This is a genomic window from Acinetobacter sp. YH16053 (genome assembly GCF_013417035.1).
Classification (GTDB): Bacteria; Pseudomonadota; Gammaproteobacteria; order Pseudomonadales; family Moraxellaceae; genus Acinetobacter; species Acinetobacter towneri.
The window spans coordinates 1-17,336 of record NZ_VPEP01000012.1 but is presented as its reverse complement, the minus strand read 5'-3'; the positions used below and the strand labels follow the sequence as shown (position 1 = coordinate 17,336).

The following is a 17,336-nucleotide window of genomic DNA, read 5'->3' as shown; positions in this document are numbered from 1 at the left end:
TTTATAGGTGACTCCTTGCTAAGCAAAGAGTTTGACACCCTACCAAATATCTATTTGGTAGGGCCGATGGGGGCAGGCAAGACCACTGTAGGACGCCATTTGGCGGAATTGTTAGGGCGTGAATTTCTAGACAGTGATCATGAAATTGAACGCAAAACTGGCGCTACGATTCCTTGGATCTTTGAAAAAGAAGGCGAACAAGGGTTTCGTAGTCGTGAAACAGCGGTTATTGATGAGTTAACCACACGGCATAAACTTGTACTTGCTACAGGTGGCGGTGCGGTGACTCAAGCCCCGAATCGAGACTTCTTAAAACAACGTGGTATTGTTGTTTATCTATATACCCCTGTCGAAATTCAACTTCAGCGAACCTATCGCGATAAAAACCGTCCTTTACTTCAAGTCGAAAACCCCGAACAAAGATTACGTGATTTGCTTGCAGTGCGTGATCCGTTGTATCGTGAGGTGGCACATTATATTATCGAAACTAATCAGGGTGCTGCGCGTGATTTGGCGCAAAAAATCTTAAATACGATTGTTTCATAGCAAATATCTTAGGTAGAAAGCGACTTTTTCATGCAGACTTTACACGTTGAACTTGGCGATCGCCGTTACCCAATTTTTATTGGCAGTGATCTTCAGCCCCAAGAATTACTTGCACCTTATATTAAAGGTCAGCAAGTCATGATTGTGACCAATACCACGGTTGCACCTTTGTATTTAAATCACTATGTGACGGCTGTTGAAGCACTGGGCAAGAAAGTGGCAACCTGTATTTTGCCTGATGGAGAAAAATACAAAGATATTCAGCATCTCACCCTTATTTTTGATGCCTTGCTGGAAGCTGGTTTTAACCGTGATTGTACGGTGCTGGCTTTGGGCGGTGGCGTGATTGGAGATATGGCAGGTTTTGCTTCGGCAAGTTTTCAGCGTGGAGTGTACTTCATTCAAGTACCGACCACTTTATTGTCGCAGGTCGATTCAAGTGTCGGTGGCAAAACAGGGATTAATCATCCATTGGGTAAAAACATGATTGGCGCGTTTCAGCAACCCCAAGTGGTGCTGGCCGATATGTCGCAACTGAATACTTTACCTGAGCGTGAGTTGTCTGCAGGCCTAGCCGAAGTCATTAAATATGCGCTTTTGGGTGATGTCGAGTTTCTAGAATGGCTTGAAACGCACATGGAAGCATTAGTGGCGCGTGATCCTGCTGTACTGGCAGAAGCGGTATATCGTTCATGTGCACATAAAGCGCGTATTGTTGCCAATGATGAAAAAGAGCAAGGTGAACGCGCTTTATTGAATCTTGGGCATACTTTTGGGCACGCAATTGAATCTTATTTGGGCTATGGTAAATGGTTACATGGTGAAGCTGTTGCGACAGGGATGGTAATGGCAGCCGATTTATCACAGCGTATGGGCTGGATTTCTGCCGAAGATGTAGAGCGTACAAAAAATATCATTTCTCGCGCCAATTTACCGATAGTATGTCCGCAAATTCCACTGGATCAGTTTTTGGCTTATATGGCACACGATAAAAAAGTGCTGAATGGTCAATTACGTTTGGTGCTCATGAAGCAATTGGGTCAAGCCATCATCACCAAAGAGTTTGACTTAGAATTGATGAAACAGGCGATTTTAGCCAATCAAGCATAAAAGGCAGCATATGACAGCACTGCGTACACACTGGCAAAAAATTCAACAGTCAATTTGGTTGCTGGGCGCGGTGCTGTGTTTATTGGCGGCACTGATTTTTTGGGCGATGACTGACCGTGAAGAACTGGTTGAAATTGAAAAACAACCAGAGTCTGAAATTGAATTACAAATTCAACCCGAAAAGGTTGCTGCAACCACCTATTTGGGTGGTTTGCAAGAAGAAGTCCGCCCTTTGGAACTCACCACGCGTTTAACAGCTTCTGGTTTGCATGAGGCTGAATATCGCGGTACTAAATTTATTCAGGAACAAAAAAATAACAGCACGATTGAACTGTTTCGGGTCAATGATGAAAACATCATTAAAAGTTTTATTAAAAAGCAAACAGATCGGAGCAAGCTGTTTTATATCCGTTTAAGCGGTGAGGGGCAGGCTGAACAATATGTGATGTTATACGGCAGTTTTGGCAATAAACGCGACGCTGCACAGACTTTGACCGCATTGCCATTCAAATTTCCTGAAACGATTCAGCCTGTTGTGGTGCAATTTGCTGACTATCGTCCTTATGTCAATGATTTAGGGGCGGATGAAATGGGGCTGAGCACTAAGCTATATGCGGTAAATTTACGTCCTGCAGCTGTGCCTAAAATAGATGAAAGTGCTTTGGCACGTCCACCTGCAACCACAACGACTGCACCGACTACGCAGACTGTTGCACCGCAAAATAGTACCACTAGCACTACAATTACCCGCCGTGATCAGGAGGGTAATGTCGTTGATGTACAAAAATCACAAAGTGGTACAGCACCTGCTCAGCCAGATGCACCTGAACCTGAAGTGCGCGATCCTTTTAACTAATCATAAACACTTCCAATACGCTTTTTAGCTCAAGTCGAGTCATTCAAATAGCTACTTGAGCTTTATCCTTTTTGTCTATTTTGGCTCAATTGCACCAATTTGATCTAAAAAAACTATTCTTCTCACTAAAAAATGCGTTCTAAAATGGCGCAGCATGGTGTATAAAAATAATGAAATGCACAAAAATAGTGCGAATTTGACTTAAAAATGTGATCTGATTTTACATTTTTAGGGTTAAAGCTGAGATTTGGCTCATGTGCGAATAAAAAATAAAGTTGGCATTGTTTTTGCTTTTATTGGTGCGTGAATTGAGTTGTTGTCCCTATTTTGGCGCAAAAAAGATTCAATGATTGTGCGAAACTGTCAAATTTGCCTGCTACATTAAAGTGTAAAAGTTGCGTAAATGATGAATCGGTCACTCAGGCTTTTTAATCGGTATTGATTGGAATAAATGTGTGACATTTCATTTACCCAAGGTTGATGTTTAGAGTTGTAAATTGAGTTAAATCGCAAAAACAGATTGTTTAATTGGCCCAATTGGGCAAGTAAAAGAAGGGTACGCTATGCACATGCCATCGCCTAATACTGTAGCTCCCGCTCAAGGTTTATACCAACCGGATGAGTTTAAAGATAACTGTGGTTTCGGTTTAATTGCCCATATGCAGGGTGATGCAAGCCATGATCTCGTCAAGACTGCCATTCATAGTTTAAGTTGCATGACCCACCGTGGTGGTATTGCCGCAGACGGTAAAACGGGCGATGGATGTGGTTTGCTGTTGGCGATGCCAAAGCAATTTTTCCGCGAAGAAGCAAAACGCTTAAGTGATATTACTCTGAGCGAAATTTTTGCAGTGGGTACAGTATTTCTGAACCTCGACCCTGCCTTAGCGGCGCATGCAAAAAATATCCTGACCAAAGAAATTGAAGCAGAAGGCTGTAAAGTATTGGCTTGGCGTGTGGTGCCAACCAATAATGAGGCATTGGGCGAAATCGCCATGCAGTCTTTGCCTGCTTTTGAGCAAATTATTGTCAATTGCCCATTGGGTGTGACTGAAGTTGAATTTAACCGCAAACTATTTTTGGCGCGCCGTCGTGCCGAGCAGCAATTGACTGCCGATCCATATTTTTATGTGACCACGCTATGCTCAACCGTGATCAGCTATAAAGGTTTGATGATGCCTGCAGCGATTGCAGACTTTTATACCGACCTTGCCGATGAACGTCTGGCATCACATATTGTGGTGTTCCATCAGCGCTTCTCGACCAACACTTTGCCACGTTGGCCGTTGGCACAGCCGTTCCGTTATTTAGCACACAATGGTGAAATCAACACCATTACCGCCAACCGTAACTGGGCAATGGCACGTACCCCTAAATTTGAAAATCCATTATTACCGGGTTTGACTGAGCTTACGCCAATTGTAAACCGTACAGGTTCAGACTCATCTAGCTTGGACAACATGCTGGAAATTCTGGTGGGTGGCGGAATGGATTTATTCCGCGCCTTGCGCATGTTAGTTCCGCCTGCATGGCAGAACGTCGAAACCATTGATGCCGATTTACGCGCTTTCTATGAATTTAACTCTAAACACATGGAAGCGTGGGATGGCCCTGCAGGTTTGGTGATTCAGGATGGTCGTCATGCCATCTGTATGTTAGACCGTAATGGCTTACGTCCTGCACGTTGGGTGATCACCAAAAATGGCTACATTACTTTGGCCTCTGAAATTGGGGTGTGGGGTTATGAGCCTGAAGATGTAATTTCTAAAGGACGTGTTGGTCCTGGTCAAATTTTGGTGGTGGATACCTTTACTGGCAAAGTGCTCGATACGCAGGATGTAAATAACCATCTGAAAAGAATGCGTCCTTATCGTGAATGGTTACGTGAAAATTCAATCCGTTTACAAGGTAGCCCAGAGCTTGAAGAATATTTGTGTGATCAGGGTTTAAAAGGTGATGCCTTAAAAGCTGCACAAAAAATGTTTATGGTGACCTTTGAAGAGCGTGATCAATTATTGCGTCCAATCGCAGAAAGTGGTCAGGAAGCCGTTGGTTCCATGGGTGATGATACGCCAATGGCAGTATTGTCGCGCCAGGTACGCCATGTGTCGGATTATTTCCGTCAGCAGTTTGCGCAGGTGACCAATCCACCGATTGACCCATTGCGTGAATCGATCGTGATGTCTTTGGAAACCTGTTTGGGGCGTGAACAAAACGTATTTGAGCAAGGCCCAGAACATGCCGACCGCTTGATTATTTCAAGTCCTGTGTTGACCAATTCCAAAATGCACCAAATTCGCACTTTGGGTCGTAAAGGCTATGAAATTGCCGACATCGACCTGAACTATGCCGAAAATGAAGGTTTGCAAGCTGCGATTCAACGGATTTGCAGAACTGCTGCACAAGCGGTGCGTGAGGGTAAAACTTTATTGGTACTCACCGATAAAAAAATCCGTGAAGGTTACTTGCCTGCCAATGCGGTCATGGCGACTGGTGCGGTGCATCACTACTTAATACAAGTCGGTTTACGTACCGATGCCAACATTATTGTGGAAACAGGCTTTGCCCGCGATCCGCACCAATTTGCAGTATTGCTCGGTTTTGGTGCAACTGCGGTGTATCCATATTTGGCTTATGATGTGATCAATGATTTGATTGCCAAAGGCGAGTTATTGGGCGATCCAGTTTATGCGCAAAGCAATTTCCGCAAAGGCATTGAAAAAGGCTTGCTCAAAGTCTTATCCAAAATGGGGATTTCAACTGTCGCATCTTACCGTGGTGGTCAGTTGTTTGAGGCAGTCGGCTTATCTGCCGAAGTGGTGAATACTTGCTTTATTGGTGTACCGAGTCGTATTCAGGGTGCAACTTTTGCCGATCTGGAAAATGATCAGAAAAAATTGGCAGATACTGCATGGAAATCGCGTAAGCCAATTGATCAGGGCGGTCTGCTGAAATTTGTATTTGGCAAGGAATACCATGCCTTTAACCCAGATGTGATCAATGCCTTACACAAAGCGGTGCGTTCAGGCAATTATGCAGATTTTAAAGAATATGCAGAAATCGTGAATAATCGCCCAATCGCAACCATTCGTGATCTATTCAAGTTAAAAACAGACAATTCCATTGCCTTAGATCAAGTGGAATCGGTTGAACAAATTTTACCGCGATTCGACTCTGCGGGCATGTCTTTGGGTGCGTTGTCACCAGAAGCGCATGAAGCGATTGCGATTGCCATGAACACTATTGGTGGGCGTTCAAACTCAGGTGAGGGCGGTGAAGACCCTGCGCGTTATGGCACGATTCGTAACTCGAAAATCAAACAGATTGCTTCGGGACGTTTTGGGGTCACACCTGCTTACTTAACCTCTGCAGAAGTGTTGCAGATTAAAGTGGCACAGGGTGCAAAACCAGGCGAGGGTGGTCAGTTACCGGGTGGTAAAGTGAATGGCTTGATTGCCCGTTTACGTTACTCTGTGCCAGGTGTAACTTTGATTTCACCACCACCGCACCACGATATTTATTCGATTGAAGACTTGTCACAATTGATTTTCGATTTAAAGCAAGTCAATCCGCAAGCCATGGTATCGGTCAAACTGGTGTCTGAACCGGGTGTGGGTACCATTGCAGCAGGTGTCGCTAAAGCCTATGCCGACTTCATTACCATCTCGGGTTATGATGGCGGTACCGCAGCATCGCCACTGTCCTCTATTCACCATGCAGGTTCACCGTGGGAGTTGGGTTTAAGCGAGGCGCATCAGGCACTGCGTGTGAATGACTTGCGTGGCAAAGTCCGTGTGCAAACCGATGGTGGCTTAAAAACTGGTTTAGATGTGGTGAAAGCGGCAATTTTAGGTGCGGAAAGCTTCGGTTTTGGTTCAACGCCAATGATTGCCTTAGGTTGTAAATACTTGCGTATCTGTCACTTAAATAACTGTGCAACAGGGGTAGCAACGCAGCAAGATCATTTGCGTCAGGAACACTATATTGGTGAACCACAAATGCTGATCAACTTCTTCACATTTATTGCTGAAGAAACTCGTGAATGGTTAGCAGCATTGGGTGTGGCGAGCTTAAAAGACTTGATTGGTCGTACCGACTTACTGGAAATTTTACCAGGTGAAACTGAAAAACATGCGCATCTTGATTTAAGTGCCTTGTTGGAATCGCATCCTGCGGCAGAAGGCAAAGCGCAATACTGTCAGGTTGAAGGCAATGCACCATTTGACAAAGGTGTCTTGGCTGAAAAAATGATTGCAGAGATGTTGCCTGCAATTGAAGCAGGTACGGGCGGCGAGTATTACTTTAACGTGAGCAACTGTGACCGTTCTATTGGTGCACGTATTTCAGGTGAAATTGCCCGTCGTTATGGTAACTTGAGCATGGAACATTATCCTGTCAAAGTGAATCTTACAGGTACTGCAGGGCAATCTTTAGGTGTTTGGAATGCAGGTGGTTTGCATATCAAACTTGAAGGCGATGCCAATGACTACGTTGGTAAAGGCATGGCGGGTGGACGTATTTCCATCTTCCCACCAAAAGGTTCGCCATTCCAAACGCAGAATACGGCCATTATTGGTAATACCTGCCTATATGGTGCAACTGGTGGTAAATTATTTGCTGCGGGTACTGCAGGTGAGCGTTTTGCGGTGCGTAACTCAGGTGCTTTCGCTGTGATTGAAGGAGCAGGCGACCATTGCTGTGAATACATGACAGGCGGTATTGTGACTGTATTGGGCAAAGTGGGTCATAACTTCGGTGCAGGTATGACCGGTGGTTTTGCTTATGTACTCGATTTAGATAATGACTTCGTTGACCATTACAACCATGAACTCATTGAATTGAACCGTATCTCAACTGAATCGATGGAAGAACATAAAGAGTTCTTGTGCCGTATTTTAGATGAACATATTAAAGAAACAGGCAGTGCGTGGGCATACAAAATCCGCCATGAGTTTGATTTCTATAGCCGTAAATTCTGGCTGGTGAAACCAAAAGCTGCAAACTTGCAGACTTTGTTAAAAACTACCCAAGCAGATCCACAATAATCCACGACTCAGCATTCGGCAGATGTGGATAACTTTAGACTTATACCCAGTGTAAATGTCGCGTTATCCACATCCACCTACGGAGAAAGACATGGCAGAACGCCTACATAATGACTTTCAATTTCTGGATGTAGCACGCCAAGATCCAGAGAAAAAAGATCTCGATGTCCGCAAAAATGAGTTTGTGGAAATTTATAAACCGTTTACTGCAGAAGTGGCGGCCAATCAGACCCATCGTTGTTTGGGCTGTGGTAACCCGTACTGTGAATGGAAATGCCCTGTGCATAACTACATTCCGAACTGGCTTAAACTAATTTCGGAAGGTCGTGTTTTTCAGGCGGCAGAATTGTGTCATCAAACCAATACTTTGCCTGAAGTTTGTGGACGGGTTTGTCCACAAGACCGTTTGTGTGAAGGCGCATGTACCTTAAATGATGGTTTTGGTGCAGTGACCATTGGCAATGCCGAAAAGTACATTAACGATACTGCTTTTGCCTTGGGTTGGCGTCCAGATATGTCGCATGTGAAATGGACCGATAAAAAAGTGGCCATTATTGGCGCAGGCCCTGCAGGTTTGGGCTGTGCCGATATCTTGGTGCGTAATGGCGTCAAACCAGTGGTCTTTGACAAACGCCCTGAAATTGGCGGTTTGCTGACCTTTGGTATTCCAGAATTTAAAATGGAAAAAGACGTGATGAGACGCCGCCGAGAAATTTTTTCTGGCATGGGGGTTGAATTCCGTTTAAATACCGAAATTGGTACAGATATCACGATTGAACAATTGCTTGCAGATTACGATGCCGTGTTCATGGGCATGGGCACTTATACCTATATGAAAGGTGGATTTGCTGGTGAAGATTTAGATGGTGTTTATGATGCGCTGGATTTCTTGATTGCCAATGTCAACCGTTGCCAAGGCTGGGAAAAAGACCCTGCAGAATACATCAGTGTTGAAGGCAAAAAAGTGATTGTACTGGGTGGTGGGGATACTGCCATGGACTGTAACCGTACTTCTATTCGTCAAGGTGCGCAAGAAGTGACCTGTGCTTACCGTCGTGATGAAGCCAATATGCCAGGTTCACGTCGTGAAGTGACCAACGCCCGTGAAGAAGGAGTGAACTTCTTATTCAACCGTCAACCCATTGAAATTGTAGGTGAAAATGGCAAGGTTACAGGTGTCAAAGTTGTAACGACTCAATTGGGTGAGCCTGATAGCCGTGGCCGTCGCAGCCCAGAGCCTGTACCAGGTTCAGAAGAAGTTTTACCTGCCGATGCAGTGTTACTTGCTTTTGGTTTCCGTGCCAGCCCAGCAGACTGGTTTAGCACTGCCAATGTTGGAGTAGACGGTTCAGGTCGTGTAGTGGCAGCAGAACAGCAAACATTTAAGTTCCAAACGTCTAACCCGAAAATTTTTGCAGGGGGCGATATGGTGCGTGGTTCTGATTTGGTCGTGACTGCAATTTGGGAAGGTCGTCAGGCGGCAGAAGGTATTTTAGATTATTTAGAGATCTAAACGAGTTTGTTTTGCTTAGATCTTGAAAGGGCTGAGTTTTAAGGAATTCAGTCCTTTTTTATTGGATGTTTTATCCAGCTCATCTTCTTGTAGAATATATTGCCATCTCTGATTCATATAAGGTTTAAGAGCTGAAACTTCAATATCAATTCAATCTGCTGTACAAGGTTATTGTTTGATGTAAACAGTTTGGTGATTCGCTCGATTAAACAAAATACACAAACAGGTCAGAATTTCACGTTAGAATGAAATCATTTCATACAAATACAAAGAAAATTTAGAGGTTAATTTATGAATTTCACAAAAAAAACCATGCTCGCGGTGGCTTTAACCAGTACTTTGACATTAAGCGGCTGTGGCTATAACACCTTACAAGTGAAAGATGAAGCCGTAACAGCATCTTGGTCAGAAGTCCAAAACCAATATCAACGCCGTGCCGATTTAGTGCCAAACTTGGTGAATGTGGTTAAAGGCTATGCCAAACATGAAGAACAAGTCTTGACTGAAGTCACTCAGGCACGTGCCAATGTCGCAGGCTTAAAAGTGGATAAGTCGGTATTGGAAGACCCTGCGTTATTCCAGAAATATCAAGAAGCACAGGCGCAAATGACCAGTGCCTTATCACGTTTAATTGCGGTGTCTGAAAATTATCCAGACTTAAAAGCCAATGAGCAATTCCGTGATTTACAAGTACAACTAGAAGGCACAGAAAACCGTATTGCCGTGGCGCGTAACCGTTACATCAGCACAGTGCAAGACTTTAACAGCTATGCACGTCAATTCCCGCAAGTGATGACCGCAAAAGTGATTGGCATGGACACCAAACCAAACTTCAGTGCCGAACAAAGCGCACAAACAGCACCGAAAGTTTCGTTTGAATAACGCCTAGGAGGATGTCTGGATGCTGCAATTACACAGCAAGACCCACATGAGTCTAGCGCAGATGCTGCTGCTCATGGCAGTTATGTGTTTCAGTTGCTTGGCATATAGTGAAGTTGCTACAGCAACCGATGAAACTGCCGAAGCTGTGGTGCTGGGTAAAATTGTGCAGCAACAGCATCCTCAAAGTGCAAACCCTATTCCTGATCTTACAAATTCACGCCAGTCTACATCGAGCACTCAGCAAGCACCTGTAGGATCACCTGTTCAGCAACCGAAAATTGCCCATGATATGGCAGAAGGTGAATCTATACGTGCTTTGCCGACCTTGAATCAGCCCGTAGTCGATCAAGCCAATTTGCTCACTGCTGCAGAAAAACAGCAAATCAGCCAGCGGATTTTAAATGTACATCAACAAGCCAAAGCACAAATTGGGGTGGTGATTGTACCGACCACAGGGCAGGAAGATATTTTTGATTTTGCCATGCGGGTCGCAGAACAATGGAAGCTTGGTTCTGCCAAGCAAGACAATGGTGTGTTGATGGCAATTGCAGTCAATGACCGCCGTATTCAAATTTTAACAGGTTATGGTTTAGAGGGCGTGCTGCCCGATATTGTGGTCAGTCGGATTATTAACCAACGCATTACGCCATATTTTAAGCAAGCGCAATATGCACAAGGCATAGATGCTGGCTTGGCAGAAATTGAACGGATTTTAAACTTAGACCCCGAAGTTGCGGCACAGGCAGCGCAAGAACTGAAACAGCGTCAGGAACAAGCCTTGCAAGAACAACAGGCGCGTGAAAAAACCTTGAGCACTGCTTTATTTATTTTAATTGCGGGGGTAATTGGCTCACTGATTGTCGGAAAACGCTTAAGTGCTTCAACTGCTGCCGTAGCAGGAACAGTGGCAGGTTTGGTCAACGGTGCAGGCTTAATCACCAGTTTAATGATTGGCGCGGGGATTTTCTTTTTACTCATTACTGCCATTGCACAGACCATTTTCCAAATTTTCTTGTCCTCTGCAGGGCGTGGCGGCGGACATGGTGGCGGTGGTTTTGGCGGCGGCGGTTTTGGTGGCGGTGGCTATAGCGGCGGCGGTGGTGGCTTTGGTGGGGGAGGAGCATCAGGATCATGGTAACCACAACAGATACAACAGAAATTATTACTCAACCGAAAATGGACATTGCAGCCCGTCCGAGTGTAAAGCGTTGGCTGAAGCATTACTTTTATTTACCTGCCACCAAACGTTTTTTTAATGCGCAGGATCAACATGCCATTGCAGAAGCGGTGACGGCTGCCGAGCATGGGCATGTAGGTGAAATTCAGGTGGTGATTGAAGGTTGTTTACCGTCGCGGTTGGCGTATGCGATAGATACGCATACCCGTGCACGCCAATTATTTGCAGAATTGGGTGTTTGGGATACTGAATTGAACAGCGGGGTTTTACTGTACCTGAATTTGTGTGAGCGCAAGGTGGAAATTGTGATAGACCGTGGCATTAAAACCGCGACCACGCAACAGGTATGGGATGAAGTCTGTGCGCATATTGTGCAGGGTTTGGCACAGCAGCAGTATCGGCAAGCGGTAATCACAGGTGTGAAAGAAATTGGTGAAATTTTGGATGTGTTTTATGACCGCCAGCTGCTAGATCAGCAAAATGAATTGGGCAATGCACCGATTATTTTGGGATGAGGGTTGTTGGTATTTTTCTTTTTTTAATTCCTTCCTGAGCACAAATTTAAGCACGGCTTTAAGTTTGTGCGCAAGAAAGGAAATGCAATGAGGGTTTCTCCCTTTTTTAAAGTGAGGCTAGGAGAGATTTTTTAAACATGGGTAGCTTTCACTACATGTGCCTTACTTTTTCAAAAAGGGGATGTCTCATCAATACAAAAGATAAGCACTGCACATAAGTTAAATTTGCTGAAATTTAGATCAAAAATACAAATATATATGTGATGAATTTATTTTCAAAATGTAAAAATGTGATGTAATTCGCAAAAGAATGACAAAATTTGTTAAATTTATAATTTGAAATTGACAATATTTGTCACTTTTTAACAAAAATACACAGTCAAATTAAAAGTTCTAAATTTTTTATATGTAAGGTGCTGTTTTTTTGTGAGAATTGTTTATAATAAAAGTTGGCACGTTTAGTGCTAAGTATAAAATTGCTTACAAAGCTTATAATTAAATTAACAAACATTTGTGGAGAATGTTTATGAATACCATGCAAAAAGGTTTTACCCTAATTGAATTGATGATCGTTGTAGCGATTATTGGTATTTTGGCTGCGATTGCGATTCCTGCATATCAAGATTATATTGCAAAATCACAAGCGACATCTGGTTTAGCTGAAATTTCACCTGCTAAAACTCAATACGAAGTTCTTGTAAATGAAGGTGCTGCTGCTAGTGCATTTACAGTGGCAGGTGTTGGTATTAAAAATAGTGACCGCTGTACAGTTGGTGTAAATGCTCCTACATCTGGTGCAGCTACGAATGCTATCACTTGTTCATTAAAAGGCTCACCAAAAGTAACTGGTGCAGTCATTAACTTAGGTCGTTCAGCTGATGGTTCATGGTCTTGTACTCTAACAGGTACAACTTTAGATGCTAAATATAAACCAGGTTCATGTTCATAATTTGAATTTGAGTTAAAAAAGAGAGCCTGGGCTCTCTTTTTTATGGCTTAATATTTGTTGGTCGGTTTGCCTAAGTTTTGTGGAACATAGGGTTCTAAATGTAATGGGCGTCCTGAATCCCAAAATGCAGGTGCACCTTCCCAATCTATACTAATACAGTCTTTACAGATAATATCTTGTCCATGTACGATCAAAAGAATGCTAGAAAATAGAACGATTAAAAACATCCATAGATATTTCATTGAATTTATATTTAAAGGTGCAGTATTTGGACGAAGACAAAAACTTAGAGTATATGACAAGACGCATAAACTTGTGATTTGGCTGACTGGGTAAAGCAAACTACCAGATAACATTGAATTGATTAAAATAGCAATTGTACCTGCCAATAGTAGCGGAGGGATCTGAGATATTTCTTGCTTTATATTTATGCAGAGTGCAATGATGAGTCCTGTCAGGAGAAATACAGAAAGTCCCCATTCGCTTAAAAATTTTAGCCAAATATTATGTGGGTGAGCAATGATGGTATAAGGTTGCTGCAAAAGAAAATGATTACCTCCCACCCCTAAAATTGGATTCTCAAGCCAAGTATTGAATGCCTTTAACCATAAATCAATTCGACCCGAGCTACTAGTTCTTGCTAAAGCAGATCCGATTGAACTCGGTAAAATTTGATGATAGATGGTATACAGGCTAAGTGCAGTGAGACCTGATAAAACAGGGAGCTTAAAATCAAATTTCTTGCTTTTTTTATGATAAATAAAACTCAGTATAAGACCAATGATGACTGCAAGTAAGCATGCTCTTGCGCCATGAAATAGAAAATTCAATAAGTAAATAGTTGAAACACTATAGACTGAAACAGTAAGTAGCCATTGCTTGAGTTTTGAGAGTTGAACAGATACTTTCAAAAATCCAATACGAAGCCAGAGTAGAAATACGCAGGGTAGTAGAGCATCATCAAGCATGCGGATATTGGTAAAAGATTGTGTCCAGCTACCAATGCCACCTTGTAATCGATCAAAAATCGCAATGGGTAAAAAAATAAGTGTTAGTATGGGTAGAATTGCTACGCATGCAAGCATATTTTCTGCAAATTTTTTGTAGTATTTAAAGAGATTGGCATAAATGAGGCAAGCGCTCATGAGTAAAAAATATAAAGAGGCATCTGCATAAGCACGAGGAGAGTAATCTGCTTGCCAAGCGGAAATGAGTACTAAAGTTACTAATAATGTAATAAGTAGAAATATGGTCTTCCTTATTTTTTCTTCAAATATTTGATAGTATTCTTTATGGAGTAGATGAATGCCTAGAATATTAGTTGTTAATAATAATAAAATTTCGTAGATTCGCCACGCATCATAAGGCGCTTTAACCCAATACGCACTTAAGCTTGAAAATGCAATAAAACAGAAAAGGGCAATTAAAAAAAGCAACGATTTGTTTATAATATGGAACATTGAGAGATCCTTCTGAGCCTTTCTGTATAGGGGAATTATATGAAAGATATAAAGCAAATTGTAAAAGAAAAGTTCAAAGCATTTGCAGTGCATTTTGCATTATCTTTCTTGGTTTTAAGTCTAATTATAAGTTTTATTTATTTTATATGGTATCCGGGTCCTATTTTGCAGGCTGTTGAAGCAAGTAAAATTTTAATGTTAATGATTCTTATTGACGTGATACTAGGGCCATTATTGACATTTATTGTGTATAAAAAAAATAAAAAAACCTTGAAAATGGACTTGGCTGTTATTGGTTTTATTCAGGTAATTGCCTTGGCTTTTGGTGTAAGCAGTTTAGCTTTAGCCAAACCTGTATGGATTGTATTTAATGGCAATAAGTTTGAATTGATTCAGAAAAATGAAATTATCTATACAAGTCAAAATACATCACAGGAGTTTTTGAGTAGTCATTATTGGTCAAAACCGAGATTTGTAGCGGCAACACTTTCAAACGATGCTCATGAGAAAGAAGCACAAATCATGGATGAGGTGTTTTCAGGTATATCATTAGCCCAAAAGCCTGAAAATTATGTGGAAATTAAACAGGTCTTCCCAGAAATTTTAAAATCGTCTTATCCACTACAAGACTTATATCAATATAATGCTAAAGCTAGCGTTGATGCAGTACTAGAGCGCTATTCACCACGTAAGCATTGGTTACCATTAAAAGCAAAAGAAGTAGATATGGTTGTTTTAGTGGGGAATACAGAAAATGATTTTGTAATAGTAGATTTACGTCCTTGGAACTAGTCGATCTTTTAAATTTCTTATCAAAGGCAGATTACTCATTAATCTGCTTTTTGTTTATCATGTGCCAGACTCTCACTGCCTGATATTTCCATGAAATTCACGCTCGCGCTCATCGCCGCCATCCTCATCTCCCTTGCATGGCTATTGCCCATTCACTACCGCCCGTGGGTGACTTATACAGGTGAACTCTACGCATTTTTTGCTCTGTTTGCGCTTGCCACTTGCCTATTCAAAGAAAAATTGCAGATACCAAAAATCAGTCTGCCCTTACTGGCACTGTGCAGTGTTCCACTCATTCAGTGGGGCCTTGGCTTAGTCTACTTCTTTGACAAAGCCTTGCTCAGCAGCGTGTATATCTTCAGTTTTTGGTTGTCAATTATTTTTGGCTATAACCTCACTCAAAACAGCATTGAACGTGAACGCATCTTTACAGGCTTTAGTTATGTGCTACTCGGCGTGGGAAGTATGACCGCATTCATGGCGATTTGCCAGTGGCTCACACTCGATCAATACCTGCCAATGATGGTGGATATTAAAATTGGACAACGCCCTTATGCCAACTTCGCCCAACCAAATAATATGGCGACCTTTTTGGTGATGTCACTCATGGCATGCCTATATTTATACGAAAAACAAAAACTTAAAACCGTGTGGATTGTGATTGCAGCTGCCATGATTTTAGTCGGTGTGGTACTGAGTCAATCGCGAACGTCATGGTTGGCGTCGCTGTGTCTCTTGATCTATTTGAGCTATCAACAATACCGTGGCGTGATGCGGATTAAATGGCGCTATAGCTTGCTGTGGTTTGCCGCATTTATCGGGTTAATTTTTATCGCACCTGCTTTTAGTCAATTGCTCTCACAAAGTGCAGACCTTTCGGTGCAATCTCGTGATGTGGTACAGCGCGCCACAGGTGATATGTCGCGCTTGGCCATTTGGCAGCAAATGCTCGCTGCGATTGAACATCAACCGTGGTGGGGCTATGGTTGGCATCAAACCAGTGTGGCGTATGTCACGATTAGCGAATTTGTACAAGGTCCTGTGTGGATTCGCAGCGCACACAATTTCATTTTAGACTTTTTACTCTGGAATGGTGTGATACTGGGCGTGCCATTTTTGGCGTATCTGGGTTATTGGGGCTACCAGTTGCATAAATATACCCAATCGGTGGAATCGGTTGTGGGAATTTTAATGCTCGGTGCATTTAGTGTACATGCCATGCTGGAATTTCCACAAAACTATGCCTACTTCTTGTTGCCTGTAGGTTTTATTATCGGCATGGTTCAGTCACAACGGGTGTTTAAAAACTTCACTTTATCTGCAATTTATTTACGCAGTACTTTTGTACTTGGCGCATTGTTGTTGATGCTGATTTATCGTGATTATGAGGTGATGGTGCCTAAATTGAATCAGTCGGTACGTTATGAACAAACGCCTGAAAGAATCACCCATCAAGAGCGTATTTTTGTACTCGAAGAATTTAACCGCCGCATTGAGTGGATTCGTTTAAATCCGTATAGCCTACAAACGCCTGAACAATTGCAGGATATCCATGAAATTGTGTTGAATTATCCAACCCGCTACGATTTATTGAAATATGCACGCGTATTAGCATTTAACGGTTATGAGGCAGAAGCCAAAAAGCAATTATGGTTGTTAAGCACTTTGTGGCAGGTTAATGTAGATTATGCGACTTTATTGGATGAGGCAAAGCCGCGCTGATTTAAGTATTCTATTTTAAGAATATGCTTCTGTGGCTTCCCCCTTTGAAAAAGGTGAGCCATATATGGCGCAAGGAGGGGGATTAAAAAATATAAGCCAAATATGGTGAAAATTTTCAATGTTGAAAATCTCTCCCAACCTTTCTTTAAAAAGAGAGGGGTACTCATTATCAAATTGATTTCATGTGCGAAAATTTAAAGAGATGCTGAAATTTTGTTCAGATAAAGGGGGTTGTGTTAGAATTGTATGATCTATTCACACAATAAGGCATGCTGATGGCGAGAACTACAAGTGTAACAATTGGCCCACAACTCGATGACTTTGTGAGCAAACTGATTGAATCTGGACGTTATGGTTCAACCAGTGAAGTGATGCGATCTGCATTAAGATTATTGGAACAGCAAGAAAATCAAACTGCAGCTTTAAAGCAAGCGATTGAAGCAGGTGAGAACAGTGGAGAAAGTACACTCAGCCTAAAAGATATTGCTGCTCAAGTGAAGCAGAAGCATCGTGTATAAACTATCTAATTTAGCTGTCGATGACTTCACTGCTATTTATGAATACACCTTACTTAATTTTGGTGTAGCTCAAGCTGACCAATACACGCAACATTTGGAAAATACCTTTCATTTGTTAGTGAGTTGGTAATCCCCCCTAAAAATAATTGAGTTTAAAAGTAGAAAATCGAATAACCTTGATTTAAGGAGATTTTCTATGAAAACATCTAAGTATTCAGACAGCTTGATCATGAGTATCTTGAAGCAAGCTG

General features: G+C 42.3%; 14 protein-coding genes. 13 read left to right on the top strand and 1 reads right to left on the bottom strand.

Annotated elements, in window-relative coordinates:
- Positions 1–15 precede the first annotated feature (15 nt).
- From aroK to FTV43_RS09880, 9 genes are all read left to right on the top strand, one after another.
- On the top strand, positions 16–546 hold the full coding sequence (gene aroK, locus FTV43_RS16015; protein WP_104852648.1) for a shikimate kinase AroK: 531 nt from the start codon (positions 16–18) through the stop codon (positions 544–546).
- Positions 547–576: 30 nt separating this feature from the next.
- Positions 577–1,656, top strand: coding sequence for a 3-dehydroquinate synthase (gene aroB / locus FTV43_RS09915; RefSeq protein ID WP_179995397.1), 1,080 nt, complete (start codon positions 577–579; stop codon positions 1,654–1,656).
- A gap of 10 nt (positions 1,657–1,666) precedes the next feature.
- Complete coding sequence (locus FTV43_RS09910) at positions 1,667–2,512, top strand: hypothetical protein (protein ID WP_179995396.1); 846 nt, start codon at positions 1,667–1,669, stop codon at positions 2,510–2,512.
- Between the two features lie 569 nt (positions 2,513–3,081).
- Positions 3,082–7,557, top strand: a complete 4,476-nt coding sequence (gltB, locus tag FTV43_RS09905; protein WP_179995395.1) for a glutamate synthase large subunit — start codon at positions 3,082–3,084, stop codon at positions 7,555–7,557.
- Positions 7,558–7,648: 91 nt separating this feature from the next.
- Positions 7,649–9,070, top strand: coding sequence for an FAD-dependent oxidoreductase (locus FTV43_RS09900; protein WP_179995394.1), 1,422 nt, complete (start codon positions 7,649–7,651; stop codon positions 9,068–9,070).
- Between the two features lie 291 nt (positions 9,071–9,361).
- Positions 9,362–9,952, top strand: coding sequence for a LemA family protein (locus FTV43_RS09895; protein ID WP_019836149.1), 591 nt, complete (start codon positions 9,362–9,364; stop codon positions 9,950–9,952).
- 19 nt (positions 9,953–9,971) lie between these two features.
- Positions 9,972–11,090 carry a YgcG family protein gene (locus FTV43_RS09890; RefSeq protein ID WP_179995393.1) on the top strand — a complete coding sequence of 373 codons (1,119 nt, stop codon included), beginning with the start codon at positions 9,972–9,974 and terminating at the stop codon, positions 11,088–11,090.
- The gene (locus FTV43_RS09885; RefSeq protein WP_179995392.1) at positions 11,084–11,644 is read left to right on the top strand and encodes a TPM domain-containing protein; all 561 of its coding nucleotides are present in this window, start codon (positions 11,084–11,086) and stop codon (positions 11,642–11,644) included. Before FTV43_RS09890 ends, FTV43_RS09885 begins: the two co-directional genes overlap by 7 nt.
- A gap of 526 nt (positions 11,645–12,170) precedes the next feature.
- Positions 12,171–12,593: a pilin gene (locus FTV43_RS09880; protein WP_179995391.1), complete on the top strand. Its 423-nt coding sequence runs from the start codon at positions 12,171–12,173 to the stop codon at positions 12,591–12,593.
- 47 nt (positions 12,594–12,640) lie between these two features.
- Here FTV43_RS09880 and FTV43_RS09875 read toward each other — a convergent pair whose 3' ends face one another.
- Positions 12,641–14,053 (bottom strand): O-antigen ligase, encoded by a 1,413-nt coding sequence (locus tag FTV43_RS09875; RefSeq protein ID WP_179995390.1) that lies wholly within the window; start codon positions 14,051–14,053, stop codon positions 12,641–12,643.
- A gap of 39 nt (positions 14,054–14,092) precedes the next feature.
- On the opposite strand from FTV43_RS09875, the gene tfpZ reads away from it, so the two are divergent.
- The 4 genes from tfpZ (at position 14,093) to FTV43_RS16235 (ending at position 17,215) form a co-directional block, all read left to right on the top strand.
- Positions 14,093–14,845, top strand: a complete 753-nt coding sequence (gene tfpZ, locus FTV43_RS09870) for a TfpX/TfpZ family type IV pilin accessory protein (protein ID WP_179995389.1) — start codon at positions 14,093–14,095, stop codon at positions 14,843–14,845.
- A gap of 90 nt (positions 14,846–14,935) precedes the next feature.
- The gene (locus FTV43_RS09865) at positions 14,936–16,567 is read left to right on the top strand and encodes a PglL family O-oligosaccharyltransferase (RefSeq protein ID WP_179995388.1); all 1,632 of its coding nucleotides are present in this window, start codon (positions 14,936–14,938) and stop codon (positions 16,565–16,567) included.
- A gap of 275 nt (positions 16,568–16,842) precedes the next feature.
- Positions 16,843–17,085: a type II toxin-antitoxin system ParD family antitoxin gene (locus tag FTV43_RS09860; protein ID WP_019836164.1), complete on the top strand. Its 243-nt coding sequence runs from the start codon at positions 16,843–16,845 to the stop codon at positions 17,083–17,085.
- Entirely contained in the window at positions 17,078–17,215 is a 138-nt protein-coding gene (locus FTV43_RS16235; protein WP_179995387.1) for a type II toxin-antitoxin system RelE/ParE family toxin, read from the top strand. Before FTV43_RS09860 ends, FTV43_RS16235 begins: the two co-directional genes overlap by 8 nt.
- Positions 17,216–17,336: the final 121 nt, after the last annotated feature.